Raw genomic sequence first — 25,915 nt, 5'->3', positions numbered from 1 at the left:
CCGTGGTCGTTTCACCATGTGCCGTTCGGCTGGGCGCCGTCGCGCAGATAGGTGAGGGTGGCGAGCACGCGCCGGTTGCGGTCGTCGCCCGGCGTGAACCCGAGCTTGGTGAAGATGTTCCCGACGTGTTTGTTCACCGCGGCCTCGGAGACGACGAGCTGCTCGGCGATGGCGGCGTTGGTGTAGCCCTGCGCCACCAGGCCGAGGACTTCGAGCTCCCGGCTCGACAGCGTCGCGAGCGGGGTGCGGCCGCGCTTGAGCAGCGTGCGGACGACCTGCGGGTCGACGACCGTTTCGCCGGCCGCCACCCGGTGCAGCGCGGAGACGAACTCCCGCACGTCCCCGACCCGGTCCTTGAGCAGGTAGCCCACGCCACCGCCGTCACCGGAGTCCAGCAGGTCGGCGGCGTAGCTGGTTTCCACGAACTGGCTCAGCGCCACCACCCGCAGATGAGGGCGGTCCCGCCGCAGGCGCACGGCCGCGCGCAGGCCTTCGTCGGAGAAGCCCGGTGGCATGCGGATGTCGGTGACGACCAGGTCCGGGTCGTGTTCGACCACGGCCGCCACGAGCGCTTCGGCGTCGCCCACGGCCGCCACCACCTGAAACCCGAACCGGTCGAGCAACGCCGAGAGCCCTTCCCGCAGCAGCGCGCCGTCCTCGGCGAGGACCGTGCGGATCACCTCGGGCTGCATGGGAACTCCGCTCGCACGGTGGTGGGTCCGCCGGGTGGGCTGGACAGGGACAGGGTGCCGCCGATGGCCGCGGCGCGGTCGGCCAGGCCGGTGAGGCCGGTGCCGTCACGGGGATCGGCTCCGCCACGGCCGTTGTCGGTGATCTCCACCGTGAGGACGTCGTGCCGGACCTTCGCGGAGACGCGGATTTCGGTGGCGCCGCTGTGTTTGCTCGCGTTGCTCAACGCCTCGGCGACGACGAAGTAACCCGCGCTCTCCACCACGCCCGGCAGACGTTCGGAGAGCGCGCAGTCGACGGTCACCGGTGTCGCCGAACGGTCGGCGAGTTCCTGCAACGCCGCCGGCAGGCCCAGGTCCGACAACGCCTGCGGATGAATGCCGTGGATGAACTCGCGCAGTTCGACCAGCAGCTGCGCGGCCTGGTGGTGGGCGTTGGCCACGGACTCGGTGCCGGGGGAGTCCGGCGGCATCTCCACCTTCGCCAGGCCCAGCTGGAGGATCAGGCTGACCAGGCGTTGCTGTGCGCCGTCGTGCAGATCGCGCTCGATCCGGCGTCGTTCCGCGTCGAAGGCGTTGACGAGGCGTTCGCGGGACTGGGAGATCTCCACCAGCTCGGTCCGCAGCCGGTCGCCGGACCCGCCGGCGAGCAGTCGCCGGGCCGCGGCCCCGTGCAGGCCGGCCAGACCGGAGATCAGGTACAGCGTCACCGGGAACAGGACCAGGCCCAGCAGCGCGAACGGCAGTGCCTCGGACACCGTGTTCGCCTGCCCGAAGCCCAGCGCGAGCGGAGTGTCCGGCCGGACCACCAACGGGCTGACGATCAGCGAGCCGACCATCGTCAACGTGAGGGCGAGCACGACGCACGGCAGTGCTGCCAGGGACACCACGACCAGGTAGGCGACCTCCCGCCAGGCCGCCGGCTCGGTGTAGCGGCGCCGCAACCGGTCCCTGGTGGCGGGCCGTGGCCAGGACACCGGGTCCGCGTGCACCAGCCGCAGCCGCAACCGTTCCACCTGTGCCACCGGCAGCGCCGCGAGCGGACCTCCCGCCACGATCAGCAGCAGGCCTCCCACTCCGGCCAGTACGACCTCGCCCAGCGCGACCGGGTCCGGCCCGGCGAACCGGAAAGCCAGGTACAGCCAGGGAAGGCACAGCACGGCGACCGGAACGCCGGCCAGCGCCGCCACGACCGGTGTGCTCAGCACGTACGACAGGCCGCGCCACGGCCAGCTGGTCAGGAGAAAACGGCGAAGCGCCATCGACTCCCAGATCGTCCGTGCGTTGCTCCCCGACACAACGCCCACGGTAGTCAACATCGACATCGGTGCTCGCCCTGCCAGGTAGAGGTTTCTCTACCTCGCACTCGGAAGTTGAAGCCAGTGACACCACCCCAGTCGTCCAGTTGGCTTGTCAGCGCCAGGTTTTCGCACAAGACAGGGGTCTCATGTCCTGGAATCACCCAGCCGTGCAACTGCATCAGGTGTCGCGGCACTACGGGGCCAAGAACACCGGCATCGCCGCGCTCGACGACGTCAGCCTGAGCTGCCCGGCAGGGACCTGGACCGCCGTCATGGGACCGTCCGGCTCCGGCAAGTCCACGCTGTTGCACTGCGCCGCGGGGTTGGACCAGGTCACGAGCGGGAGCGTCCTGCTCGCCGGCCGCGACATCACCAGGGCGCCGGACGGCGTGCTCACCGACCTGCGCCGCCGCACGATCGGTTTCGTGTTCCAGAGCTTCAACCTGATCAGCTCCCTGACCGCCGAGCAGAACGTCGCGTTCCCCTCGAAGCTCGCCGGGATCCGGGTGTCCAAAAGCGACGTTCGGCATACCTTGGCCGGGGTGGGCCTGGCCGACCGCGCGAGCCACAAGCCGCGTGAACTCTCCGGCGGTCAGCAGCAACGGGTCGCCATCGCTCGCGCGATGATCTCCCGCCCCGCCGTCCTGTTCGCCGACGAACCCACCGGCGCGCTGGACTCCCAGTCCGCAGCGACGGTCCTCGACCTGTTGCGCGACATGGTGCGGACCGCGGGGCAGACCATCGTCATGGTCACCCACGACCCCGCGGTCGCGGCTAGTGCCGACACCGTCGTCTTCCTGGCCGACGGACGGCTTGTGGACCGCCTGGACCGGCCGGGCGTCCACGACGTCGCCGAGCGGCTCGCGCGACTGGAGAGCTGAACCGTGTTCCAGCTGTCGTTCAGCACGGTCCGCGAGCGCTGGGAGCTGTTCATCGGAGCCGTTCTCAGCGTGGCCGTCGGTGTCGCTCTGGTGCAGGCCTCGATGCTGGTGCTGGCGGCCACCGGCGAACCGCGGATCCCACCGGGGCTGTCCCTGCAGGCCGAGGACCAGATCCGCGAGGGGTTCGTAGCCGCCGCGACGGTCATGGGCATGACCGCGTTCCTCGCCATGTTCCTCGCGGTCTTCATCGTCAGCTCGACCTTCGGTTTCACCGTCGCCCAGCGCCGCCGCGACCTCGCCCTGCTGCGCCTCACCGGCGGAAGCCGCACCCAGTTGCGGGCGCTGCTGTTGTCGGAGTCGCTGCTGCTCGGCGTGATCGGGTCCGCGCTCGGGGTGCCGTTCGGGCTGATCGCGAAGTACGCGCAGACCTGGCTGCTCGTCGAGATGGGCCTGCTGCCGGACGGGTTCACCGCGCCGTGGCGGCTGTGGGCGGTGATCGTCTCCGGGGTCGCAGGGGTCGGCGTGGCCCTGGCCGGTGTCTTCACCGCCTCACTGCGGGCGGCGCGGATCCTGCCGCTGGAAGCGTTGCGGGAGACGGGAATGGCCGCCAGGGTGATGACCCCCTCGCGGTGGCTCTCCGGCCTGTCCTTCGCTTCCTGCACCGTCGCGATGGTGGTGTGGGCGCAGGAGGCCAACCTGATCGGCGCGATGATGGCGGCGCTCGGCATCTCGATGTTCGGCGCGGTCGCCATGAGCGCGCTGAGCCCGTTGGTGGTGCCGTTCCTGGCCTGGCTGTTCGGTGTCCTCGTGCCCGGCAGCACCCTGATCGGCCTGGCGCGGGCCAACCTGCGTGACGGCGTGCGGCGCACCGCTTCCACCGCGTCTCCGCTGATCGTGCTGGTCGCGTTGCTGCTGGGACTGACGGGCACCTTCGGCTCGCTCGCCGCGGCAGGGGGTGAGGAGGCGAAGCGGTCCGTGAACGCCCACCTCGTGGTGACCTCCACGGGTGCGGAGGCGGAACGGCTGCCGGGCGTCGAGGGCGTGGCCGTCGCGTCCCGGCAGAACTCCGTGGACATCACGATCACCACGCAGAAGACGCGGAACCAGCAGGTGATCACGAGGACCTTCTACGCGGGGATCGTCGCGGTGGACGCGGCCGACTACGCGCGCACGCACACCCTGGCTCCCACGTCGGGCGACCTGGCGGCACTGACCGGCGGCACCGTGTTCACCGGTCCTGCCCGGCACGCCGACAGGATCGTCCCAGGCCAGGTGCTCACGGCCGAGGCGGGCGGACAGCCGCTGCAGCTGACCGTGGTCGGCGGCCTGCCCGAGACGCTCGAAACGGGGGACAGCTTCCTGGTCCCGCGCCAGGCCCTGCCCGAGCAGGTGTGGTCGGGGGCGCCGACCGAGACCGTCGTCCAGGTCGCGCAGGGACAGGACCCGGACGTCGTCGCCGAGCGGATCTCGCAGGCGGGCTTCAGCCAGGTGCGGACGGTGTCCGACTGGGCGACCTCCCGCGCGGAGAACGCGCAGGACGGCAACGTCAAGATCCTCACCGTGCTGATGGGCCTGGCGGGGCTCTACGCGCTGATGGCCCTGGTGAACTCGGTGGTCATCGCCGGGGCCGAACGCCGCCGCGAGTTCGCCGTCTCCAGGGTGACCGGGCTGACGCGGCCCCAGGTGGTCAGGGCGGCCGTGGTCGAGGCCGTCGGGGTGGCGGTCCTCGGACTGGTGCTCGGCTGCGTGGTGGCGGGGGCGGGGCTGGCCGGCATCGGTGGCGCCGTGCACAAGGCGATCGGTGCGACCGTGGTGTACGTCCCGTGGACGCTGCTGACCGTGGTCGCGATCGGATCGGTGGTCGTCGTGGCGGTCACCGGGGCGATCACCGCCGCTGTCGCCACCAGAGACCGGCCTGTGTCCCTGGTGACGACGAAGGAGTAGTGGTTGTGGCCGCTGCCACGGCCACTGGCTCACACCGCGCAGTGCAGCGGCCCGCCGTTGTACGCGATGGCGTCACCCAGCGCGGCCGCGATGTTGATGTCGGCCCCGTCGAAGTCGGCGTAGGCGCGGTGCAGGTTGAGCACCACCCGTTCGGCGTCGGGCAGCCCGGCGAACTCGCCGAGGTCCGTCTCCTTCGCCACCTCGAGCGGCGTCCAGCCCTTCTCCCGTCCCGTCACCGCCGTGGTGCGGATGAACTCGTAGTACCGCCGGTGCGTGGCGAGCACCTCGGCGAAGGAAGCCTCGGTCACCAGCGGGCCGTGACCGGGCACCACCACGGCGGCGTCGAACGCGGCCAGCCAGTCCAGCGACCGCAGCGCGCCGTCGAGCGAGCCCATCGCGATCATCGGCGTGACTCCGTGGAACACCAGGTCGCCGGTGAACAGGACGCGCTCCTCAGGCAGCCACGCCACCGCGTCACCGACGGTGTGCGCGGAATAGCCCGGATGCCGCACCACCACGGGCTTGCGGCCCGCGTGGAGGGTGATCTCGTCGCGGAACGAGATCGTGGGCGCGCGCACCGCGTCGACGCCCCAGTCCGGGGTCGGTGACCACGCGGGCGGGGTGCTGGCCAGGATGAAGTCCTGCAGGATGCCCTGGCGGGTGTGCTCGTGCGCGACGATCGCGGTGGAGTCCGGCAGCAGCGCGTTGCCGTAGACGTGGTCGCCGTGCAGGTGGGTGTTCACCGCGAGCCGGATCGGGGCGCCGCCGGTGGCCTGGTCGACCGCGTCGAGGAAGAGCCTGGTGCGGCGGGCGGTCGCGCAGGTGTCGACGAGCACGACCTCGCCGTCCGAGCAGACGGCGCCGGCGTTGTTGATCCACCACGTGCCGTCCGGCTGGATCCAGGCGTAGACGCCGGACGCGATTTCGTGCAACTGCGGAGTCATGATCGGAATGTACTTCCGGGCGAAGTGGACCGGCACGGCTGTGCCCAGCCAGCGCGTCGCTCGCCGAACAGTAGGGTGACGGCGGTGGAACTGCGGAAGGCTTTGACGGACGACGTCGTAGTGCTCGACGGCGGCATGTCCACCGCCCTGGAACAGGCGGGGCACGACCTGTCGGACTCGCTGTGGTCCGCACGGCTGCTGCTCACCGCCCCGGACGCGATCCGCGCCGCCCACCTGGCGTACTTCCACGCGGGCGCCCAGGTCGCGATCACGTCCAGCTACCAGGCCACGTTCGAGGGCTTCGCCGAGCGCGGGCTCTCACCCGAGCAGACGGCGGGCCTGTTGCGTGCCAGCGTGTCGCTGGCTCGTGCGGCGGCGTCCGAAGTGGACGGACCGCGCTGGGTCGCGGCGTCCGTCGGTCCGTACGGCGCGATGCTGGCGGACGGGTCGGAGTACCGCGGCCGGTACGGGTTGAGTGCCCGCCGGCTGGAGGATTTCCACCGGCCGCGCATCGAGGTGCTGGCCGACGCCGCTCCGGATCTCCTCGCGGTGGAGACGATTCCGGACGTCGACGAGGCCGAGGCCGTGCTGCGGGTCGTCGCGGGCAGCGGCGTGCCGATGTGGTTGTCCTACAGCGTTCGGGATGGCCGCACGTGCGCGGGACAGGACCTCGAGGAGGCCTTCGCGGTCGCTGCCGGTGTGTCCGAAGTGGTCGCGGTCGGCGTCAACTGCTGCCGCCCAGAGGACGTCGACGAGGCGGTCGAGGTCGCGCACCGGGTGACGGGGCTGCCGGTGGTGGTCTACCCGAACAGCGGCGAGCAGTGGAACGCGTCGGCGCGGGCCTGGGAGGGTGGCGCGGCCGAGGTCGCCGAGCCGGCCCGGCGGTGGGTCGAGGCCGGGGCGCGGCTGGTCGGTGGTTGCTGCCAGGTGGGACCGTCGGACATCGCACGGCTGGCGGCGTCACTCACGTAGGGCCTGCCGAAGAACTGTGTTGCTGCCAATGGTCGTCGGTGCGGCGCCTTTCAGTCCTCGTCAATTGCGACAGCAGGGCTAAGTTCGACTGCGTTCGACAAATGAAGAGAAGATGGGAAATCTTCCCGGCATGACATTCCGGTAACTGGCAGTCCCGTATGCATAGGATTGATCAGGTGAGTGTCGACCCCGGTGATTCACCACCGCCTGGAAAAGGCGGCAAGCTGACGGCGGCGGTCGCCATTCGCACCGCGACGGAGCAGTTCAGCGCGCTCATCGGCCGGGCGCCGGACACCGTGTCGGGCGTCCGGGCGACGCCGGACGGCGGCTGGTCGGTCCTGATCGACGTGCTCGAGCTGGAACGCGTCCCGGCCACCACCAGTGTCATGGCCACCTATCGCGTCGACATCGACGCGACCGGTGAGCTGTACGGCTGCGAACGTCTCCGGCGCTACACCCGTGGAACGACCGACATGTGACGGGACGGTTGTAGGTGGACCACAGACCCAGTTCGCTCGCCGACACGCTGGAACGCGTCCTCGACAAAGGTGTGGTGATAGTCGGCGACATCGCCGTCTGCGTCGTGGACATCGAGCTGCTGACCCTGCGGGTGCGGCTCTTCATCGCCTCCGCCCAGACCGCCCGTGAAATGGGGATGGACTGGTGGACGGACGACCCGTTCTTCTCACCGAAGACGGTGGAGCGGACAACGGGGATGAAGGAGCTGGCCGAGCAGAACGCCGAACTGCGCGACCGCGTCGCCTCGTTGGAGCGAGTGCTCACGGAGGGACGTCCGTGAGCCTCGGCCTCTACGCCTACGTGATCACCAGAGACCGTCCGGACAGCCTCGAGGGATTCCGCTCGATCGCCCATCGGGGGCTGGCGCTGGTCGTGGCGGAGGTCGACCTCGACCGGTTCACCGGACTCGACCTCGACGAACCCACCGAGGACAGCAGGCTGGCGGTGCTGGTCCGCGAGCACGACGCCGTGGTGCGCGCGGTGTTCCAGCGCGAACCGGTGCTGCCGCTGCGGTTCGGCACGGTCCTCGACGGCGCCGGCGCCGCTGTCCGGCTGCTCGGCGCCCGGCACGAGGAGGCGCTGGCCTGGCTCGACCGGGTGCAGGGGCGCCGGGAGTGGGGCCTGCGGGTGCGAGCGGCCGCGCCCGAGCCCGTGGACCCGGGTGAGGTGTCCGGGACGGCGTACCTGGCGCAGCGCCGCCGCAGGCTCACCGCGGCCGAGGAGGCCAGGCAGGCCGCCGCTGCCGTGCACCGGGCGATCGCCGGGCAGGCCGCCGAGAGCACGTGCCGCGACCACCCCGGTGATCTTCTCCTGGAGGCGGCGTACCTGGTCGACACCGGGCGCGAGGACGACTTCCACGCCGAGATCCACCGGCTGACCGGGGAACTGGGGCTGCCGGTGGAGATCACCGGACCGTGGCCGCCGTACTCCTTCACGAAGCTGGAGTTCGCCGATGCCTGAGCACAGCGCGGCGAGCCTCGTCGACCTGCTCGACCGGGTGGTGCACCGGGGCGCGGTCGTGCGCGGCGACGTGGTCATCACGCTGGCCGGTGTCGAGCTGATCCGGCTGGACCTGCGGTTGCTGCTGATCGGCATCGGCGGCGACCGGTGAGCGCGCAGGACGCCGGCCGGGGACTCGCCAGGATCGTCGTGGCCGTGCTGGAGATCGTGTGCGAGCTGCTCGAACGCCAGGCGCTGCGCCGGGTCGACGCGGGCACGCTCACCGACGTGGAGGTGGAGAACCTCGGCCTGGCGCTGATGTCGTTGCAACGTCAGTTCGCGGCGTTGCGGGAAGCACTCGGGGAACCGGACTGCTCCGGTGTCCGCCTGCCGGTGGACATCGCTGGCCTGCTGGACGAAATGAGGAGCTCACCATGACCGCACCCGCCGTGCCCGCCTCTGGCGGCCTTGCCGACGTGTTGAACATCCTGCTGGACAAGGGACTCGTGATCGACGCGTCGGTGCGGGTCTCGCTGATCGGCATCGAGATCCTGTCGATCGAGATCAAGGTCGTGATCGCCAGCGTCGACACCTACATCCGCTACCTGGAGGCGATGCAACGACTGGAGTCGGCCCGCAGGGGAGTGCTGGTGCCGCCGGCCTCGCAGGGCATCGCGGGCACCTACGGCCTGCTGGCCTCCGCCGTCACCCCTGCCGCTGTCACCCCGGCCACCGTCACGCCCGCTGTCGTCACCCCGGTCATGGCGACCCCGGTTCCGCAGACCGAGAAGTGACCCTGCACCTGCACGGCATCGTCAGGGCGACGCACCCGCTGCCGGACGGCTCACCGTTCCGGCTGGTCGAGGTGGAGGACGTGGCCGTGGTGGTCAGCGACCGGGTGGCGGATCGCGCGCTGACCGAAGAAGAGGCGACAGCTCACCTTGCCGGTCTGTGCGCGCTGCTGCCCGGTGGTCCGGTGCTGCCGTTGCGCATCGGCACCACCGCGGCGGACGAGGTCGCCGCCCGTGCCGCGGTGCTCGCGCTGGTGGTGCCGGTGCTGCGCGGCCGGCTGGCCCAGCTCGACGGTGTGGCCGAGATGCACGTGCGGCTCGTGTTCGACGAAGACGTCGCCGTGCGCGGGGTCTACGACCAGGGCGGGTTCCCCGGTGGAGGTCCTGACCTCGCCGCCACGATCGCGCGCGGCGAACTGATCGCACGCAAGATCGAGGCGTGGTGCGCGCAACAAGCCGACGGACTCCTCGCACCGGTGTCGGCGCTGGCCCGTGCGGTTGTGCGGCTCGACACGCGTGAGGCCACCGTCCAGCTCCGCGCGTTCCTCGTTCCGCTGGATCAGGCCGGCGCCGTGCGCACCGCCGTCGCGGGGCTGAGCGAGAACGGCGTCGTGGCGACCTGCGCCGGCCCGTTGCCCGCGTTCCACTTCCTCGATCTGGTACCGCGGCGCGAGTACGAAAGCCCGCCCTCTTCCCGGTGGGGCTGGTAGCGCGCTTCCGTGCGGCGGCATATCTGACCGCCGACTCAACAATTTCGACCCGGCATTCGACTCGAAGATTCGTCGAATGCCGGGTCGAATTGTCGAATGAATTCACTTCGTTGACGCATGGCGGATGCATTCGTAATATCCGTTTCACGATCGTGGACGGTGTTCAAGTATGTGAATCCTCCTTTCGGAAGGAAATTCCGCCATGCGGCTGTTCGTCAGCGCACTGATTTTGGCGTGCGCAGGGACCGGGGTGGTGGGCGTACCCGCGCTCGCCGGCCACGATCCGGCACGGCAGGTGCTGCCCGCCGGGGACGGCTGGGCGTCCAGTGGTCCCGGCACGACAGGTGGTGCGGCGGCGCCCGCCGGTCACGTGCACGAGGTGCGGACACGGGCGGAGCTAGTCACCGCGCTGGCCGCACCCGCCCCGCGGATCATCAAGGTCACCGGTGTGATCGAGGCGAACACCGGCGCTGACGGGAAACCGTTGCGGTGTGCGGACTACGCGACCAGCGGCTACACGCTCGCCGGGTATCTCGCCGCCTACGACCCCGCCGTCTGGGGCCGCGATCGCGAGCCGGAAGGCCCGCTGGAAGACGCTCGGGCGGCTTCCGCGCGCAACCAGGCCGCGGTGATCGGGTTCGAGGTCGGCGCGGACACGACGATCATCGGCACGAGCCCCGGTGCCGGGATCACCGGTGGCAGCCTGCGGATCCACGGCGTGCGCAACGTGATCGTGCGCAACCTGACCTTCCGCGACACCAGCGACTGCTTCCCCGCGTGGGATCCGAACGACAACAGTCCGGGTGCGCCTCCCGGAAACTGGAACTCGCTCTACGACTCGGTGTCGGTGCAGAAGTCCGAGAACGTGTGGGTCGACCACAACACGTTCACCGACGAACCGAACGTCGACAGCAGCCACCCGCTGTACTTCGGCCGGCCGTACGAGGTGCACGACGGCCAGCTCGACATCACCTCGGCCGCCGACCTGGTCACGGTGTCGCGCAACGTCTTCACCGAGCACGGCAAGACCATGCTGATCGGCTCGTCCAACTCCTCGACCACCGACCCCGGCAAGCTGCGGGTCTCGGTGCACCACAACGTCTTCCGCAACGTCCAGGAACGCGCGCCCCGCGTCCGGTTCGGCCAGGTGCACGTCTACAACAACCTGTACGAGGGCTCGCAGACGTACAGCTGGGGCGTCGGCGTGCGGTCGCAGATCTACGCGCAGAACAACTTCGTCCGCGGCATCGCGCCCGAGAAGGTCGTCTACAACTGGGGCGGCACGGCGATCACCGACACCGGCAACCTCGTCGACTGGCGGCCGAGAAGCCTCGTCGACGCGTACAACACCGCGTTCCCGGAAAAGAAGCTCGGCACGGACGCCGGGTGGACGCCCACGCTCGACCGCGGCCTCGAACCCGCGTACCGCGTGGCGCATCTGAAAGCCGGCGCACCTCCCGCGGGCAGGCACCTGAAGGTCGGCGCGGAGTTCGCGACCGTGCAGTCCGCGATCGACGCCGCACCCGCCGGTGGCGTGATCACGTTGCAGAAGGGCGTGTACCGGGAGGTCGTCAAGATCCCGGCGAGCAAGAAGGGCCTGACCCTGCGCGGCGCCACCGGCCGCGCGCAGGACGTGGTGATCGACTTCGACAACGCCAACGGCACGAAGAAGCCCGACGGCACCACCTACGGCACGTCCGGCAGCGCCACCGCGACCATCGCGGCGGACGACTTCACCGCGCGCGACCTCACGTTCCGCAACTCGTTCGACCGGGCCAAGCATCCGGAGATCACGAACACCCAGGCCGTCGCGGTGAAGGCCACCGGCGACCGGATGTTCTTCGACCGCGTGCACTTCGAAGGCCACCAGGACACCCTGTACGCCGACACCCCGAACGTGACCACGCGTTCACGCCAGTACTACCGCGACTGCGCGATCACCGGTGACGTCGACTTCCTCTTCGGCCGCGCGACCGCGGTGTTCGAGAGGGCCACGATCACCGCGCTGAACCGCGGCGGCAACCCCAACGGCTACCTGACGGCCGCGAGCACCCAGCGCGCCAACCCGTACGGCTTCCTGATCGTCGACTCGCAGGTCCGCAGCGACGCACCGGCGGGCACGTACTACCTGGGCAGGCCGTGGCACCCCGGCGGCGACACCGAGGCGATCGCGCAGGTCGTCATCAGGAACACCAAGCTGCCCGCCGCGATCAAAGCGGCGCCGTGGACGGACATGTCCGGATTTCCGTGGCGTGAGGCCAGGTTCGCGGAGTACCGCAACACCGGGCCGGGCGCCGGCCAGGGCACCGATCGGCCGCAGCTGACCGACGACCAGGCGAAGCGGTTCACCAAGGGCGCCTACCTGGGCGGGTGGAACCCCGCGTGAGGACCCGCACGTGGGCGCCGTACGCGCTCATCGCCCCGACGCTGGCGTTGATGGCGGTCTTCCTGGTCTACCCGATCGCGTCCGTCGGGTGGTTCAGCCTGCGCCAGCACACCGTCACCCAGCCGTGGAAGAACGGCTTCATCGGCTTCGAGAACTTCCGCAGGATGCTCTTCGAGGACCCGTTGTTCTGGCAGAGTCTCATGTTCAGCGCCAAGTGGGTCGTCGTCGAGGTCGGCCTGCAACTGGTGCTGGGCCTGTGCCTCGCGCTGATCGTCAACGAGACCTTCGTCGGCCGCGCGCTGGCCCGGTCGCTGGTGTTCTCGCCGTGGGCGGTGTCCGGCGTGCTCACCACCGGCATCTGGATCCTGCTCTACAACCCGTCCACGGGCATCTTCCAGCAGCTCGCGCAGTGGGGCATCGGCGATCCCGGCACGTCGGTGCTCGGCGACCCGGCGACGGTCTTCCCGGCCACCGTGGTCACCGAACTGTGGCGAGGGGTGCCGTTCTTCGCGATCCTGCTGCTCGCCGACCTGCAGACCATCCCCAACGACCTGTACGAGGCCGCCGCGGTCGACGGCGCCGGACGCTGGCGCCGGTTCATCAGCGTCACCCTGCCTCACCTGCGCGACGCGATCGTGCTGTCGACGCTGCTGCGTGCGGTGTGGGAGTTCAACAACGTCGACCTGATCTACACGCTGACGGGCGGCGGACCGGCGAACCAGACCACGACGCTGCCGCTGTACGTGGCGCGCAAAGCCGTGGACTCGCACGACTTCGGCTACGGGTCGGCGCTGACGATGGCCGGCTTCGTGATCCTGCTGTTCTTCTCGATCCTCTACTTGAGGCTGTCGAAATTCGGGAGCCGGGCTTGACTTCCTCCCCATCGCGAACGAGGGAATTCCTACGGCTCGCGCCGCAGGGCTTTCTGCTTCGTCACCGACTGCCCGCCCGGAGTGTTCCGTTGAGGTCTTACACCGGCTCCACAGACCGACACCGCCAGCCCGGCGGCCAAAATGTTCCGTGCCGCGTTCACGTCCCGATCATGGGTCGTACCGCAACCACAGGTCCACGCGCGCACTTGCAACGGCATCTCCGCTGCGAGCGCGCCGCACACCGAGCACAGCTTGGACGATGGGAACCAGCGATCTACAGCGATCACGTCTCGCCCGTACCAGCTCGCTTTGTACTCCAGCAACTGCCGGAACTGCCGCCAGCCTGCGTCACTGATCGCGCGGGCCAGTCGGCGGTTGCCAACCATGTTCGACACAGCCAGATCCTCGACCACGAGCGTTTGGTTCTCACGCACGAGCCGAGAGGTGATCTTGTGCAGATAGTCCGTGCGCCGGTCGGCGATCCGGGCGTGCACACGGGCAACCTTGATTCGAGCCTTGGACCGGTTGCTGCTGCCCTTCTGCTTGCGAGACAACACGCGCTGAGCCTTCGCGAGTGTCTTCCGGTCCCGCCGCTCGTGCCTGGGATTGTCGATCTTCTCCCCTGTGGAGAGCACCAGCAGGTGATCGAGACCGACATCGATGCCTACCACCGAATCGGTGGTAGGCAAAGGTGTCACGCTGGGGTCCTCGCACAGCAGGGACACGAACCAACGCCCGGCCGCGTCTCGCGACACGGTCACCGTCGACGGCACCACGTCCTCGGGCAACGGCCTCGACCAGCGGATGTCCAGCGGCTCAGCCATTTTCGCCAGCGTCAACGCACCATCACGCCAGCGAAACGCGGAACGCGTGTACTCCGCGCAGGCACGCGACTTCTTGCGCGACTTGAACCGCGGATAGCGAGCACGCTTTGCCCAGAAGTGAACAAACGCCGTCTGCAGATGTCGCAGTGTCTGCTGCAGCGGCACCGACGACACCTCACCCAGAAACGCCAGCTCCTCGGTGCGCTTCCATGCGGTCAGCAAGGCCGACGTTGTTTCGTAACCGACTCGCTCCCCACGCAACGTCCACGCCTCAGCACGAGCCTGCAACGCCAGGTTGTACACCTTGCGGACACAGCCGAACGTGCGCGACAACTCCGCCGCCTGCACTTCGCTCGGATAGAAGCGGAACTTGAACGCCCGCTTCGCCAGCCCACTCACGACCACAATCTAGCAATCCACTGTGGAATCTCGCGGTCGGGTGGTCGTGTGGCTGCCTCGCCCAGCCGGCGACACAGCAGTTGCCGCCATGCTCCGCAGGGGCACGGTTCCTCCCCGCGCTTGAAGGAAGAAGTCTCCTCGGAGGGCTTCAGATGACCCAGACCCTTACCCGCCCGGCTGCGGCTCTGGAGCCGCCGCCCGCGCCGCCGCGACGCAAGAAGCACCGTGATCCATCGCGGTACTTCCGGCTGCACCTGCCGTTGGTGCTCTACTTGCTGTTCACGCTGATCCCGTTCTACTGGATGCTCGTCTTCGCCCTGAGGCCCACGGGGGAGACGGCGCTCGTGCCGTGGCCGATCACGTTCGAGCACTTCGACACCGTGTGGAACGGCATCGGCTTCGGGTTGTTCTTCCAGAACAGCCTGATCATCGCGCTCGGCACGCTGGTCGTCGTCACGGTGTTCGCCCTGATGGGCGGATACGCGTTGGCGCGCTTCAAGTTTCGCGGTCAGCGGGTGTTCCTGCTGGCGTTGCTGTGCACGCAGTTCATCCCCGGCGCGATGATGCTGATCCCGCTGTTCGTGATCTTCAAGAGCGCCGGGCTGCTGAACAGCCTGACCGGTCTGGTGATCGCGGACACCGCGTTCCAGCTGCCGCTCGCGCTGATCCTGATGAGCGGGTTCGTGCGCAACGTGCCGGTCGAGCTCGAAGAGGCCGCGATGGTCGACGGGTGTTCGCGGCTGCGGGCGTTCTTCGCGGTGACGTTGCCGCAGCTCCGGCCGGCGCTCGTGGCCGTCGGGTCGTTCGCGTTCATCGGTGCCTGGAACAACTTCCTGTTCGCGCTGATGTTCGCGAGCAGGCAGGACAAGTTCACGCTGCCGGTCGGGCTGAGCTACGCGCTGGGCGAGTTCAACACCGATTTCGGGGCGCTCGCGGCGGGCGGAGTCGTCGCCGCGGTGCCGGTCGTGCTGGTTTTCGCCGTGGTGCAACGGTTCCTGGTGCAGGGACTGAGTGCGGGCGCGGTCAAGGGATGAGGGGAAACATGAGAGCACTGCTGGTCGCGCTGGCGCTGGTGCTGAGCGCGTGTTCCGCGGCACAGGACGGTCCCACCACGATCACGTTCTGGGACAACAACGGTGGCCCCGGCCGGACGCCCATCTACCAGGAGCTGATCAAGCGGTTCGAGGCGGCGAACCCGACCATCAAGGTCGAGTACGTCGGCATCCCGAGCTCGTCCGTGCAGCAGAAGTACGACACGGCCATCGCGGGCGGGTCGACGCCGGACGTCGGCGGCGTCACGACCTCCTACCTCGCGCACCTGGTGGGGCAGGAAGCGCTGGAGCCACTGGACGAGCGGGTGGAGTCCGGCCCGTTGAAGGGGAAGCTGCTGCCCGGCCTGCTGGAGACGGTGCGGCAGACGGCGACGGACGGCAAGCTCTACGCCGCGCCCGCGTCGGGAAACCTCGATGTCATCTGGTACCGCTCGGACCTGTTCACCGAGCAGAAGATCGCCGTCCCGGACACGTGGGACCAGTTGGTCGACGCGGCCGCGAAGCTGACCAAACCCGCTGACAACAAGTACGGGTTCACCATCCGCGGTGGTGCCGGCTCGGTCTTCCAGCTGCTCGCCGAGGCCTACTCCTATTCGGGCGTCGACAAGTTCTACGACGGCGGCAAGAGCACGGTCTCGGACCCGCGCAACGCCGAGCTGGTCGGCAAGATCGCGGGAATCTACAAGAAGTCCACGCCGGAAGCGGACGTCAACAACAGCTACACGCAGATGGTCGCCCAGTTCACCGGCGGCACGGTGGCGATGATGCACCACAACCTGGGGTCCACCGCCGATGTGATGAAGGCTCTCGGCGCCCAGAAGGTGAGCGCCATGCCGTTGCCGAAGGGCCCGTCCGGCAAGCGGACCGTGGTGCCGAACCCGACGGACGGCTTCGCGGTCTTCAAGGGCGGCAAGAACCTGGACGCCTCGTGGAAGTTCGTCGAGTTCCTGACCTCGGCCGAGAGCAACGGGTACTGGAACGAGAAGGTCGGGCAGATCCCCGCGAACACCGACGTGCGCGGTGCCGAGTGGATCCAGAAGAACCCGGCCGTGAAGATGGCGCTCGGCGTCCTGGAGGACCCGGCGACGGTGCTCGTGCCCGCGCCCGTGTACCTGCCGGAGTACTCGTCGATCACGAAGACCGACACCGAGCCGCTCTACCAGAAGGTGTTGCTCGGTCAGATGTCCGCGCAGGACTTCCTGGACCAGCTCGCGGGCAAGTTGACGACCGCCCAGCAGGAGTGGGAGAAGCGGAAGTGATCGAACGCGTCGCCGTGCGCACGTTCACCACGACCGCGTGCACGGCCGTCGACCCCGAGGGACACCGGCACCCCACGCCCGAGCACGAGGTGACCGAGGCGTTGCTGGAGATCACCGACGCCGACGGTGCCACCGGGTACTGCGCGATCCAGCCCGACCAGCTCCGGCCCGCCGTGCTGGACAAGCACGTGCGACCGGTGTTGTACGGACAGGATCCGTGGGATCGCGAACGGTTGTGGCGGCTGCTCGCGCGCAGGCAACGTGGCTCGCACGGCGGGTTCACGGACCGTGCGCTCGGGTTCGTCGACACGGCGCTGTGGGATCTGGTCGCGCGCAAGGCCGGGCTGCCCGCGTGGAAGCTCGCCGGCGGTGCCCGTGACCGGATCCCGGCCTACGCCAGCACCATGTGCGGGGACACTGACGGCCTCGCGACGCCGGGGGACTACGCGGACTTCGCCAAGCACCTGGTGTCGGTGGGGTATCGGGCGATCAAGCTGCACACCTGGATGCCGCCGGTGCCGGGTGCGCCGAGCGTCTCCAGGGACGTCGAGGCGTGCCGGGCCGTGCGCGAGGCGGTGGGGCCGGACGTGGAGCTGATGCTCGACGCGAGCCACTGGTACTCGCGGATCGATGCGCTTCGGCTGGGCAAGGCGTTGGAGGAGCTGGACTTCTACTGGTTCGAGGAACCGATGGAGGAGGCGTCGATCAGCTCCTACCGGTGGCTCTCCGAACAGCTGGCGATCCCGGTGATCGGGCCGGAGGTGGCGTGGGGCAAGCACCTGACCCGCGCCGAGTGGATCACCGCGGGGGCGTGCGACGTCCTGCGGGCCGGGCCGGGCGGGTCCGGTGGCATCACGCCGGTGCTCAAGACCGTGCACCTCGCGGAGGCGTTCAACCTGGACTGCGAGATCCACGGCAACGGCACCGCCAGCCTCACCGTGCTCGGCGCGACCGACGCGGGCAGGTGGTACGAGCGGGGACTGTTGCACCCTCACGTCGACTTCGACCGGGTGCCGCCACATCGGAACTCGATCGCCGATCCGCTCGACGAGAACGGGAATGTCACCTTTTCTGTTCGGACTGGAATCGGTGACGACTGGAATTTCGCGCACATCGATTCGCACACCGTCGAATCCTGGTGACAAAAAGGCCCCTGGCGGTTGCCAGGGGCCTTTTCGCTAGCGGTAGGTGATGTCGGACGTTTTGTAGAGGCAGTTGGTGCTGTCCGGGCCGCTGCCGATCTTCGTCGGCTCACCGCTCGTGACGCCCTTGTACTTCTCGCAGGCCACGATCTTCTTGCTGCTGTCGCCGACGATCGTGATCTTCGACAGGCGTGCGGTGTCCCCGTAATTGGTGTTGATGCCCACCAGCGTCTTACCGGGGGAGAACGCCGTGATGTTCTCCAGCACGACGTTGCGCTTGTGCTGGGTCTTGCAGTTGCCGCAGGACCGGTAGAGCTTGCCGAAGTCGTCCACCTGGAAGTTGCGGATGATCATCGTGCCCGGCCCGTTGTGCTGGAACACCTTGTCCGACGCCTTGCGCGCGCCGCCGCCGTTGACCGTCATGGTCTGCGACGACGAGGTGCCCTTGAACGTCGCGGCGTCCTCGCCGACGTCCTCCCACCACACGTTGGTGAGGGTGCATGTGCCGAGGCAGTGGACGCCGTCGGCGGCCGGCGCGCCCAGCACCACGTTCTTCAGCGTCGCGCCGTCGGCGAGCTGGAAGATCGGGTCCTGGTTCTCGTTCTGGCCGCCGGAACCGAGGTTGCCGGTGCCGTAGAACCGTTTCATGCCTCCGTCGTAGGTGCCTTTGGGCACCTTGATGGTCGCACCGGTCGGACTCGGCCCGGACGGTGTGGGGAAGGTGCTCCCCGCGGCCTGTGCCTGGGGTGCGAGAAACGCGGCCAATGCCATGGCCAACACCGTTGTTGCCAGTTTCTTCATGTGCGCTCCGCTTGCAGGGGATGCGCGGCGGTATTTCGATCGTAAGGCGGAAACGTTTTCTGTCAACTATTGTCGATGGTTCGATTCGAACATCGTCGAATCGGTTGACCGGTTTGTTGAGAACTGGCTACCTTGGATGCACCGTCGCTCACTACTTGGAAGGCTTGGAATGATTCCAAAACGTGCAGCAATGATTTCCGCGGTAGCGCTGGTCGCCGGTGCTCTCGCTGTTCCGCAGGCCGTGGCCGCGCCGTTCGGGCTGGTCGGCTGGGCCACTCAGGGCGGTGGTACGACCGGTGGTGGCAGCGCCTCGCCGGTCACCGTGACGACGGCGTCCGCGTTCGTCGCGGCCGCGAAGTCGACGAGTGCGGCGGTGATCCGGGTCTCCGGCACGATCTCGCTGTCGAGCATGACGAAGGTCGCCTCGAACAAGACCATCGAGGGTGTCGGCTCGAGCGCGACGATCACCGGGCAGGGCCTCAACATCGCCAACGCCTCGAACGTGATCGTGCGCAACCTCAACTTCCGCAACTGGGGTGACGACGCGATCAACGTCCAGTACTCGACCCGCGTGTGGGTCGACCACAACAGCTTCTCGAGTGGCTACGACGGCGCCGTCGACGTCAAGCGCGCGTCCGACTACGTCACGGTGTCGTGGAACAAGTTCTCCAGCCACGACAAGACGATGCTGTTGGGCCACAGCGACGACAACGGGTCTGAGGACCGGGGCAAGCTGCGGGTCACCTACCACCACAACTGGTTCGCCGGCACGAAGCAGCGGCACCCGCGGGTGCGGTTCGGCAACCCGGTGCACGTCTACAACAACTACTACGGCGGCGTCACGTCCTACGGTGTCGCTTCCACGGAAGAAGCCGGTGTCCTGGTCGAGGGCAACTACTTCGAGAACACCGGTGACCCGTTCCACCTCGGCGAGGGCAGCTCCTCCGCCGGCTCTCTGGTGGCGCGCAACAACCACTTCGTCAGCTCGGGCTCCGGGCAGCAGGGCGGCTCGGTCAAGAGCATCCCGTACTCCTACCCGCTGGACAGCGCGAGCAGCGTGAAGAGCGTGGTCACGGCAGGTGCCGGCGCCGGTCGCGGCTGACGAGACCAGGGGGCGCTCCCAGTGGCGTGGGGCGCCCCCATCCCTCGTATGGGAGCGTTCCCAGAACTCCACTCGAAGGGAGTAGTAAGAGGGTGGTAAGAGGAACGAGCGGGCGAACGGATCTTGCCCCGTGCGGGCCATTGTTGAGCGCTGAGTGGCGGAGTGACTACTTGTTGTGCCGCCAGTTGGCCCACGTGACCCACGTTACAGTGCCGTGAAATCTGGGAGCGCTCCCAGGTGTCGAGAGGTGGCGGCATGGCTCGACGACGAGCAATGGCAACGACGGTGGCGGCGGTGATGGTGATCGGTGGGATGCCCGCGGTGGCGGCGCCACCAGTGGTCGCGGCGGTCGCTTGCACCGTCACCTACGAGGTCACCAACGAGTGGGGCAGCGGTTTCGGCGCCACGGCGACCATCCGCAACAACGGCGACGTGATGAACGGCTGGAACCTCACCTGGACGTTCCCCGACGGGCAACGTGTCACGCAGGGCTGGAACGGCACTTTCAGCCAATCCGGCGCCGTGGTGACCGTGACCAACCCGGACTGGGCCCGCACGATTCCCGCGGGCGGTTCGGCGCAGGTGGGTTTCAACGGCAGCAAGGGTTCGGCGAACCGGCCGCCCACTGACTTCGCGGTCAACGGCGTGGCGTGCACGGGCCCCAACCAGGCGCCTTCGGTGGCGCTGACCGCGCCTGCCACAGGCAGCACCTACACGCTTCCGGCGACGATTCCGCTGGCGGCGACCGCGCAGGACGCCGACGGCACGATCGCGAAGGTCGACTTCTACGCGGGCGACACGTTGATCGCGACGGACACGTCGGCTCCGTTCAGCGGCAGCTGGACCACGGCACCCGCGGGCGATCACCGCATCACCGCCAGGGCGTCGGACAACCGGGGCGCCACCACGACCTCCGCACCCGCGATGGTCAAGGTGCTGGCCGGACCCGCGGTCCTCGCGACTCCCAGCACGCTCACGGTGCGGCAAGGCCAGACGGCCACGTTCGACGTCTCCCTGGCCACCGCGCCCACCCAGCCCGTCACCGTGACGATCGGTCGCAGCGGCAGCGCCGATCTCACGGTGACTCCCACCACCCTGACGTTCTCCAGCGCGGCGAAGCAGACCGTGACGGTGACGTCGGCGAACAACGGCGGGGATCTGGCCACGGCCACGTTCACCGCGACCGCGACCGGACACACCCCTGCCTCGGTCGCGGTCCGCGAGATCTCGACGTCCACATCGGACTTCAGCAAGGCGTTCCTCGACCAGTACGCCAAGATCAAGGACCCGGCGAGCGGGTACTTCCGCAAGTTCGGTGATCTGCTGGTGCCGTACCACTCGGTCGAGACGTTGATGGTCGAGGCGCCGGATCACGGTCACCAGACCACGTCCGAGGCGTTCAGCTACTACCTGTGGCTGGAAGCGAGCTACGGCCGCGTCACCGGGGACTGGGCACCGTTCAAGTCCGCGTTCGCGTCGATGGAGAAGTACATCATCCCCGCGAAGGCCGACCAGCCGACCAACGACAAGTACAACGCGTCGAAGCCGGCGACCTACGCGCCCGAACACCCGCGGATGTCCAGCTATCCGTCGGTGCTGGACGGCAACGTCCCGGTCGGCGCGGACCCGATCGCGGCGGAGCTGAAGGCCGCCTACGGCAGCGATGACATCTACGGCATGCACTGGTTGCTCGACGTGGACAACACGTACGGCTTCGGGCGTTGTGGCGACGGCACCACGGCACCGGCGTACATCAACACCTACCAGCGCGGTTCGTCGGAGTCGGTGTGGGAGACCATCCCGCAGCCGTCGTGCGACACGTTCAAGCACGGTGGTCCCAACGGGTTCCTCGACCTGTTCACCAAGGATTCCTCCTACGCGAAGCAGTGGAAGTACACCAACGCGCCGGACGCGGACGCCCGTGTGGTGCAGGTGGCGCTGCTCGCCCAGCAGTGGGCCACGGCGCAGGGCAACGCGGGGCAGATCTCCAGCGAGATCGGCAAGGCCGCGAAGATGGGCGACTACCTGCGGTACGCCATGTTCGACAAGTACTTCAAGCGCATCGGCAACTGCACCAGCCCGAGCTCGTGCCCCGCGGGTACGGGCAAGAGCAGCGAGCACTACCTGATGTCCTGGTACTACGCATGGGGCGGCGCCACGGACACGAGCGCCGGCTGGGCGTGGCGGATCGGTGACGGTGCTTCGCACCAGGGTTACCAGAACCCGTTGGCAGCACACGCGTTGGCGAACGTGCCCGCGCTCAAGCCGTTGTCCGCCACCGGGCAGCAGGACTGGTCCACCAGCCTGAACCGGCAGATGGAACTGCTGCAGTGGCTGCAGTCCGCCGACGGTGGTCTCGCCGGTGGTGTCACGAACAGCTGGGAAGGTCAGTACGGCACGCCTCCGGCTGGTACGCCGACGTTCTACGGCATGTTCTACGACGCCCACCCGGTGTGGCGCGACCCGCCGTCGAACCGCTGGTTCGGCTTCCAGGTGTGGGGCATCGAACGGACCGCGGCGCTGTACCGGATGACCGGCGACGCCCGCGCGAAGAAGATCCTCGACAAGTGGGTGCCGTGGGCCATCGCGAACACCACCACCGGTACCAACTTCCAGATCCCCGCCGACCTCGAGTGGTCCGGCGCACCGGACACGTGGAACGCGACCAACCCCGGCGCGAACGCGAACCTGCGGGTCCGCGTGGCGACGAAGAACCAGGACGTCGGCATCGCCGCGTCGTACGCGAAGGTGCTGCTGAACTACGCGGCCAAGTCCGGGCACGCCCAGGCGAAGGCCACCGGTGAAGCGCTTCTGACGTCGTTGCTGTCGCACCAGGACAATCTGGGCATCGCGACGCCGGAGACGCGCGCGGACTACAACCGTTTCGACGACGTCTACAACGCGTCGAACGGCGAGGGGCCGTACGTGCCGCCGGGCTGGACCGGGCGGATGCCCAACGGCGACCAGATCGCCCAGGGCGCGTCGTTCCTGTCGATCCGGTCGATGTTCCGCAACGACCCGCAGTGGCCCAAGGTCCAGTCCTATCTGGACGGTGGCCCGGTACCGACGTTCACCTACCACCGGTTCTGGGCCCAGGCGGAGATCGCCACCGCCTTCTCCCTGCACACCGAACTCTTCGGCTGAGGAGTACCCGAGATGAGGAAACGACTGGCGCTGTTCACCGTGGTCGCCTGCACGGCCGCGGTCCTGGTGCACACCGGCGGCACGGCGGTGGCGCACGGTTCGATGACGTGGCCCGGCAGCCGCACCTACCTCTGTTACGAGGACGGCCGCGCCGGTGGTGGTGGGGGCGATCTCCAGCCCACCAACCCGGCGTGCGTCGCGGCGGTGGCCCAAGGCGGGAAGCAGCCGCTGTGGGACTGGTTCGGCAACCTGATCAGCAACGCGGCCGGGCGGCACCGGGAGATCATCCCGGACGGCAGCCTCTGCGGCCCCACCACGAAGTACAGCGCCTACAACCTCGCGCGCGCCGACTGGCCGTCGACGCGGGTGACGGCGAACAGCACCGTCACCTTCCGCTACAACGCGTGGGCGCCGCACCCCGGCACCTGGGAGCAGTACGTCACCAAGGACGGCTTCGATGTCACCAAGCCGTTGAAGTGGTCCGATCTGGAGGCCGTGCCGTTCGACAAGATCACCAACCCGCCACTGGCCGGCGGCGAGTACTCCTGGCAGGCGCGGCTGCCCAACAAGTCCGGCCGGCACATCATCTACTCGCTCTGGCAGCGCTCCGACAGCCCGGAGGCGTTCTACAGCTGCTCCGACGTCGTGTTCGGCGGCGGCACCGGTACCCCGGACACGCAGGCGCCGACCGCGCCCGGCACGCCCGTCGCGTCCGCGATCACCGGCAACTCGGTGAAGCTCGACTGGACGGCGGCCACGGACAACATCGGGGTGTCGGAGTACCGCGTGTACAACGGCAGCCAGGTCGTGGCGACCTCGGGTACCACCTCCGCGACGGTCACCGGGCTCACGGCCAACACCGACTACACGCTGAACGTGGTCGCGCTGGACGCCGCGGGCAACGCCTCACCGGCCTCGGCGAGCGTCGCGGTCAGAACAGTCAGCCTCGGGGCGTGTTCGGTGTCGTACACCAAACCGAGCTCGTGGAACGGCGGCTTCACGGCGAACGTGAAGATCACCAACGGTGGTACCTCCGCGATTCCCGCCTGGCAGCTCGCCTGGGACTTCCCTGCCGGGCAGACCCTCGCGCAGGCCTGGTCGTCCACGATCACCGTGACGAACGGGAAAGCGACCGCGAAGGGCGCGTCGTACAACGCGGACGTGCCGGCCGGAGGCTCGGTGAACTTCGGGTTCAACGCCGGCACGACCGGAGCGGTGACGGACCCGACGTCCTTCACGCTCAACGGTTCCGCCTGTTCCACCGGGTGAGAGGGCACTGACGCCCTCCCGGTCGTGGGTCCGGTCGCGTGCTTCCTCCTCGTCGCACGCGCCGGACCTGCCCCGGACCCGGAACGCCCAAGCCGTCCAGATCGAGCACCACTGACAGAAGGAGATCCGGGACAATGACGTTCAACGGACGAAGGCGGTGGGCCTCGGCGGGAGTGGTGGTCGCGACTGCCGTCGCTACCGCGGGGATCGCGCTCAGCGCGCCTTCCGCCGGAGCCGCACCCGGCTGTCGTGTCGACTACACCGCGAGCAGCTGGGGCGGTGGTGGTTTCGGCGGCAAGGTGAAGATCACCAACCTCGGCGACTCGCTGTCCTCGTGGACGCTGAAGTTCTCCTTCCCCGGCACCCAGAAGGTGACGCAGGGCTGGAGCGCCAACTGGTCCCAGTCAGGCGCCGACGTGACCGCTACGAGCATGTCGTGGAACGGGAACCTGGGTGTCGGCGGGGCGACCGAGATCGGCTTCAACGGCAGCTACACCGGTGCCAGCAACGTGGACCCCACGTCCTTCTCGTTGAACGGCACGGTGTGCACCGGCCAGCAACCGCCGACCTCGACCACCACGACGACCACCTCCGGCAACCCGAACCCCGGCAACCGCGTCGACAACCCGTACGCGAACGCCAAGGTGTACGTGAACGCGGACTGGTCGGCCAAGGCGAACGCCGAACCGGGCGGCTCGCGCGTGGCGAACCAGCCCACCGGCGTGTGGATGGACCGGATCGCGGCGATCAACGGCACCACCGGCGCGCGCGGACTGGCCGCGCACCTCGACGACGCGGTGCGCCAGGCGGCGGGCTCACCCCTCGTGATCCAGCTGGTGATCTACAACCTGCCCGGCAGGGACTGCTCGGCGCTGGCCTCCAACGGTGAGCTCAAGGCCACTGAGATCGACAGGTACAAGACGGAGTACATCGACCCGATCGCGGCGATCCTCGCCAGGCCCGCCTACGCGAACCTGCGCATCGTCAACGTGGTCGAGATCGACTCGCTGCCGAACCTGATCACCAACGTCACGCCGCGGCCGACGTTCACGCCGCAGTGCGACACGATGAAGGCCAACGGCAACTACGTCACCGGTGTCGGCTACGCGCTGGCGAAACTGGGTGCCGTGCCGAACGTCTACAACTACCTCGACGTCGGCCACCACGGCTGGCTGGGCTGGGACGACAACTTCGGCCCGACGGCCGAGCTGTTGTTCCAGGCGGCGAACGCGCAGGGCAGCACCAAGGCGAACGTGCACGGCTTCATCGCCAACACCGCCAACTACGGCATCCTGAAGGAGCCGTACTTCAAGGTCGACGACAACATCAACGGTGAGGTCGTCCGCGAGAAGGCCAAGTGGGTCGACTGGAACCGCTACATCGACGAACTCGGCTACGCGCAGGCGTTCCGGCAGCGCGCGGTCCAGGCAGGCTTCGACGCGAACGTCGGCATGCTGATCGACACCAGCCGCAACGGCTGGGGCGGCGCGGCCCGTCCGACCGGACCCGGCCCGCGCACGACGGCGGACGCGTTCGTCAACGGCGGCAGGCTCGACCGCCGCATCCACCTCGGCAACTGGTGCAACCAGTCCGGTGCCGGTCTGGGCGAGCGGCCCAAGGCGGCGCCGGAGGCCGGTGTCGACGCCTACGTGTGGATCAAGCCGCCAGGCGAGTCGGACGGCGCGAGCAAGGAGATCCCGAACAACGAGGGCAAGGGCTTCGACCGGATGTGCGACCCCACGTACACCGGCAACCCGCGCAACGGGAACAGCATGTCCGGCTCACTGGGTGAAGCCCCGCTGTCCGGTCACTGGTTCTCCGCGCAGTTCCAGGAGCTCATGCGCAACGCGTACCCGGCTCTGTAGACCATCCGGAAAGGACAGACGCGCACGATGAAAGCCTCTCCGTGCGCTGGTCCTCGGGTGGAAACGCACAGGACAAGACCAAGCCTGTGTCGGCGGAGAAGGCGGCCGAG

Annotated in this window: 24 protein-coding genes; 19 read left to right on the top strand and 5 right to left on the bottom strand. The window is 68.5% G+C overall.

Going from position 1 to position 25,915, the window contains the following annotated elements:
* Nucleotides 1–11: 11 nt before the first annotated feature.
* Both ACWGE0_RS03725 and ACWGE0_RS03720 read right to left on the bottom strand, forming a co-directional pair.
* Entirely contained in the window at nucleotides 12–692 is a 681-nt protein-coding gene (locus ACWGE0_RS03725) for a response regulator transcription factor (RefSeq protein ID WP_452259353.1), read from the bottom strand.
* Nucleotides 677–1,987 carry a sensor histidine kinase gene (locus tag ACWGE0_RS03720; RefSeq protein ID WP_452259352.1) on the bottom strand — a complete coding sequence of 437 codons (1,311 nt, stop codon included), beginning with the start codon at nucleotides 1,985–1,987 and terminating at the stop codon, nucleotides 677–679. Before ACWGE0_RS03720 ends, ACWGE0_RS03725 begins: the two co-directional genes overlap by 16 nt.
* Nucleotides 1,988–2,136: 149 nt before the next feature.
* Between ACWGE0_RS03720 and ACWGE0_RS03715 the strand changes: the two genes are divergently transcribed.
* Together ACWGE0_RS03715 and ACWGE0_RS03710 are read left to right on the top strand one after the other, a co-directional pair.
* Complete coding sequence (locus ACWGE0_RS03715; RefSeq protein ID WP_452259351.1) at nucleotides 2,137–2,871, top strand: ABC transporter ATP-binding protein; 735 nt, start codon at nucleotides 2,137–2,139, stop codon at nucleotides 2,869–2,871.
* 3 nt (nucleotides 2,872–2,874) lie between these two features.
* Nucleotides 2,875–4,815 (top strand): FtsX-like permease family protein, encoded by a 1,941-nt coding sequence (locus ACWGE0_RS03710; RefSeq protein ID WP_452259350.1) that lies wholly within the window; start codon nucleotides 2,875–2,877, stop codon nucleotides 4,813–4,815.
* A gap of 29 nt (nucleotides 4,816–4,844) precedes the next feature.
* On the opposite strand, the gene ACWGE0_RS03705 is transcribed toward ACWGE0_RS03710, so the two are convergent.
* The gene (locus tag ACWGE0_RS03705; protein WP_452259349.1) at nucleotides 4,845–5,759 is read right to left on the bottom strand and encodes an MBL fold metallo-hydrolase; all 915 of its coding nucleotides are present in this window, start codon (nucleotides 5,757–5,759) and stop codon (nucleotides 4,845–4,847) included.
* Between the two features lie 135 nt (nucleotides 5,760–5,894).
* Between ACWGE0_RS03705 and mmuM the strand changes: the two genes are divergently transcribed.
* The 10 genes from mmuM to ACWGE0_RS03655 all read left to right on the top strand — a co-directional run bounded on the left by mmuM (nucleotide 5,895) and on the right by ACWGE0_RS03655 (nucleotide 12,948).
* Entirely contained in the window at nucleotides 5,895–6,731 is an 837-nt protein-coding gene (gene mmuM, locus ACWGE0_RS03700; protein ID WP_452259849.1) for a homocysteine S-methyltransferase, read from the top strand.
* Between the two features lie 176 nt (nucleotides 6,732–6,907).
* Complete coding sequence (locus ACWGE0_RS03695) at nucleotides 6,908–7,210, top strand: gas vesicle protein GvpO (protein WP_319971676.1); 303 nt, start codon at nucleotides 6,908–6,910, stop codon at nucleotides 7,208–7,210.
* 14 nt (nucleotides 7,211–7,224) lie between these two features.
* Entirely contained in the window at nucleotides 7,225–7,530 is a 306-nt protein-coding gene (locus ACWGE0_RS03690) for a gas vesicle protein (protein ID WP_452259348.1), read from the top strand.
* Nucleotides 7,527–8,210, top strand: a complete 684-nt coding sequence (locus ACWGE0_RS03685) for a GvpL/GvpF family gas vesicle protein (protein WP_452259347.1) — start codon at nucleotides 7,527–7,529, stop codon at nucleotides 8,208–8,210. The genes ACWGE0_RS03690 and ACWGE0_RS03685 overlap by 4 nt, the downstream gene beginning before the upstream one ends.
* Nucleotides 8,203–8,361, top strand: coding sequence for a gas vesicle protein GvpJ (gene gvpJ, locus ACWGE0_RS03680; protein WP_452259346.1), 159 nt, complete (start codon nucleotides 8,203–8,205; stop codon nucleotides 8,359–8,361). The genes ACWGE0_RS03685 and gvpJ (ACWGE0_RS03680) overlap by 8 nt, the downstream gene beginning before the upstream one ends.
* The gene (locus ACWGE0_RS03675; protein ID WP_452259345.1) at nucleotides 8,358–8,627 is read left to right on the top strand and encodes a gas vesicle protein K; all 270 of its coding nucleotides are present in this window, start codon (nucleotides 8,358–8,360) and stop codon (nucleotides 8,625–8,627) included. The genes gvpJ (ACWGE0_RS03680) and ACWGE0_RS03675 overlap by 4 nt, the downstream gene beginning before the upstream one ends.
* Complete coding sequence (gene gvpJ / locus ACWGE0_RS03670; RefSeq protein ID WP_452259344.1) at nucleotides 8,624–8,983, top strand: gas vesicle protein GvpJ; 360 nt, start codon at nucleotides 8,624–8,626, stop codon at nucleotides 8,981–8,983. The genes ACWGE0_RS03675 and gvpJ (ACWGE0_RS03670) overlap by 4 nt, the downstream gene beginning before the upstream one ends.
* A complete protein-coding gene (locus ACWGE0_RS03665) occupies nucleotides 8,980–9,690 on the top strand; it encodes a GvpL/GvpF family gas vesicle protein (RefSeq protein WP_452259343.1) in 711 nt (236 codons plus the stop codon). The genes gvpJ (ACWGE0_RS03670) and ACWGE0_RS03665 overlap by 4 nt, the downstream gene beginning before the upstream one ends.
* Before the next feature lie 202 nt (nucleotides 9,691–9,892).
* Complete coding sequence (locus ACWGE0_RS03660) at nucleotides 9,893–12,076, top strand: pectinesterase family protein (protein ID WP_452259342.1); 2,184 nt, start codon at nucleotides 9,893–9,895, stop codon at nucleotides 12,074–12,076.
* Complete coding sequence (locus ACWGE0_RS03655) at nucleotides 12,073–12,948, top strand: carbohydrate ABC transporter permease (protein WP_452259341.1); 876 nt, start codon at nucleotides 12,073–12,075, stop codon at nucleotides 12,946–12,948. The genes ACWGE0_RS03660 and ACWGE0_RS03655 overlap by 4 nt, the downstream gene beginning before the upstream one ends.
* A 29-nt stretch (nucleotides 12,949–12,977) precedes the next feature.
* Here the strand turns inward: ACWGE0_RS03655 and ACWGE0_RS03650 are convergent, their stop codons facing one another.
* A complete protein-coding gene (locus ACWGE0_RS03650) occupies nucleotides 12,978–14,171 on the bottom strand; it encodes an RNA-guided endonuclease InsQ/TnpB family protein (protein ID WP_452259340.1) in 1,194 nt (397 codons plus the stop codon).
* A gap of 152 nt (nucleotides 14,172–14,323) precedes the next feature.
* Here ACWGE0_RS03650 and ACWGE0_RS03645 point away from each other — a divergent pair, with 152 nt between their 5' ends.
* Genes ACWGE0_RS03645 through ACWGE0_RS03635 form a run of 3 tightly spaced genes read left to right on the top strand, consistent with a single transcriptional unit; the run spans nucleotide 14,324 to nucleotide 17,624 of the window.
* Entirely contained in the window at nucleotides 14,324–15,205 is an 882-nt protein-coding gene (locus ACWGE0_RS03645; RefSeq protein WP_452259339.1) for a carbohydrate ABC transporter permease, read from the top strand.
* A gap of 8 nt (nucleotides 15,206–15,213) precedes the next feature.
* Complete coding sequence (locus ACWGE0_RS03640; protein ID WP_452259338.1) at nucleotides 15,214–16,482, top strand: ABC transporter substrate-binding protein; 1,269 nt, start codon at nucleotides 15,214–15,216, stop codon at nucleotides 16,480–16,482.
* Nucleotides 16,479–17,624: an enolase C-terminal domain-like protein gene (locus tag ACWGE0_RS03635; RefSeq protein WP_452259337.1), complete on the top strand. Its 1,146-nt coding sequence runs from the start codon at nucleotides 16,479–16,481 to the stop codon at nucleotides 17,622–17,624. The genes ACWGE0_RS03640 and ACWGE0_RS03635 overlap by 4 nt, the downstream gene beginning before the upstream one ends.
* 36 nt (nucleotides 17,625–17,660) lie before the next feature.
* On the opposite strand, the gene ACWGE0_RS03630 is transcribed toward ACWGE0_RS03635, so the two are convergent.
* Complete coding sequence (locus ACWGE0_RS03630; RefSeq protein WP_452259336.1) at nucleotides 17,661–18,425, bottom strand: pectate lyase; 765 nt, start codon at nucleotides 18,423–18,425, stop codon at nucleotides 17,661–17,663.
* Nucleotides 18,426–18,615: 190 nt separating this feature from the next.
* On the opposite strand from ACWGE0_RS03630, the gene ACWGE0_RS03625 reads away from it, so the two are divergent.
* The 4 genes from ACWGE0_RS03625 to ACWGE0_RS03610 all read left to right on the top strand — a co-directional run bounded on the left by ACWGE0_RS03625 (nucleotide 18,616) and on the right by ACWGE0_RS03610 (nucleotide 25,805).
* Nucleotides 18,616–19,527 (top strand): pectate lyase family protein, encoded by a 912-nt coding sequence (locus tag ACWGE0_RS03625; RefSeq protein ID WP_452259335.1) that lies wholly within the window; start codon nucleotides 18,616–18,618, stop codon nucleotides 19,525–19,527.
* A gap of 255 nt (nucleotides 19,528–19,782) precedes the next feature.
* On the top strand, nucleotides 19,783–22,671 hold the full coding sequence (locus tag ACWGE0_RS03620) for a glycoside hydrolase family 48 protein (protein ID WP_452259334.1): 2,889 nt from the start codon (nucleotides 19,783–19,785) through the stop codon (nucleotides 22,669–22,671).
* A gap of 12 nt (nucleotides 22,672–22,683) precedes the next feature.
* A complete protein-coding gene (locus tag ACWGE0_RS03615) occupies nucleotides 22,684–23,940 on the top strand; it encodes a lytic polysaccharide monooxygenase (protein ID WP_452259333.1) in 1,257 nt (418 codons plus the stop codon).
* A 134-nt stretch (nucleotides 23,941–24,074) separates the two neighbouring features.
* The gene (locus ACWGE0_RS03610; protein WP_452259332.1) at nucleotides 24,075–25,805 is read left to right on the top strand and encodes a glycoside hydrolase family 6 protein; all 1,731 of its coding nucleotides are present in this window, start codon (nucleotides 24,075–24,077) and stop codon (nucleotides 25,803–25,805) included.
* The last annotated feature ends 110 nt before the right edge of the window (nucleotides 25,806–25,915 follow it).

It is taken from the genome of Lentzea sp. NPDC054927 (genome assembly GCF_053610285.1).
This window is presented reverse-complemented; position numbering and strand designations above follow the sequence as displayed.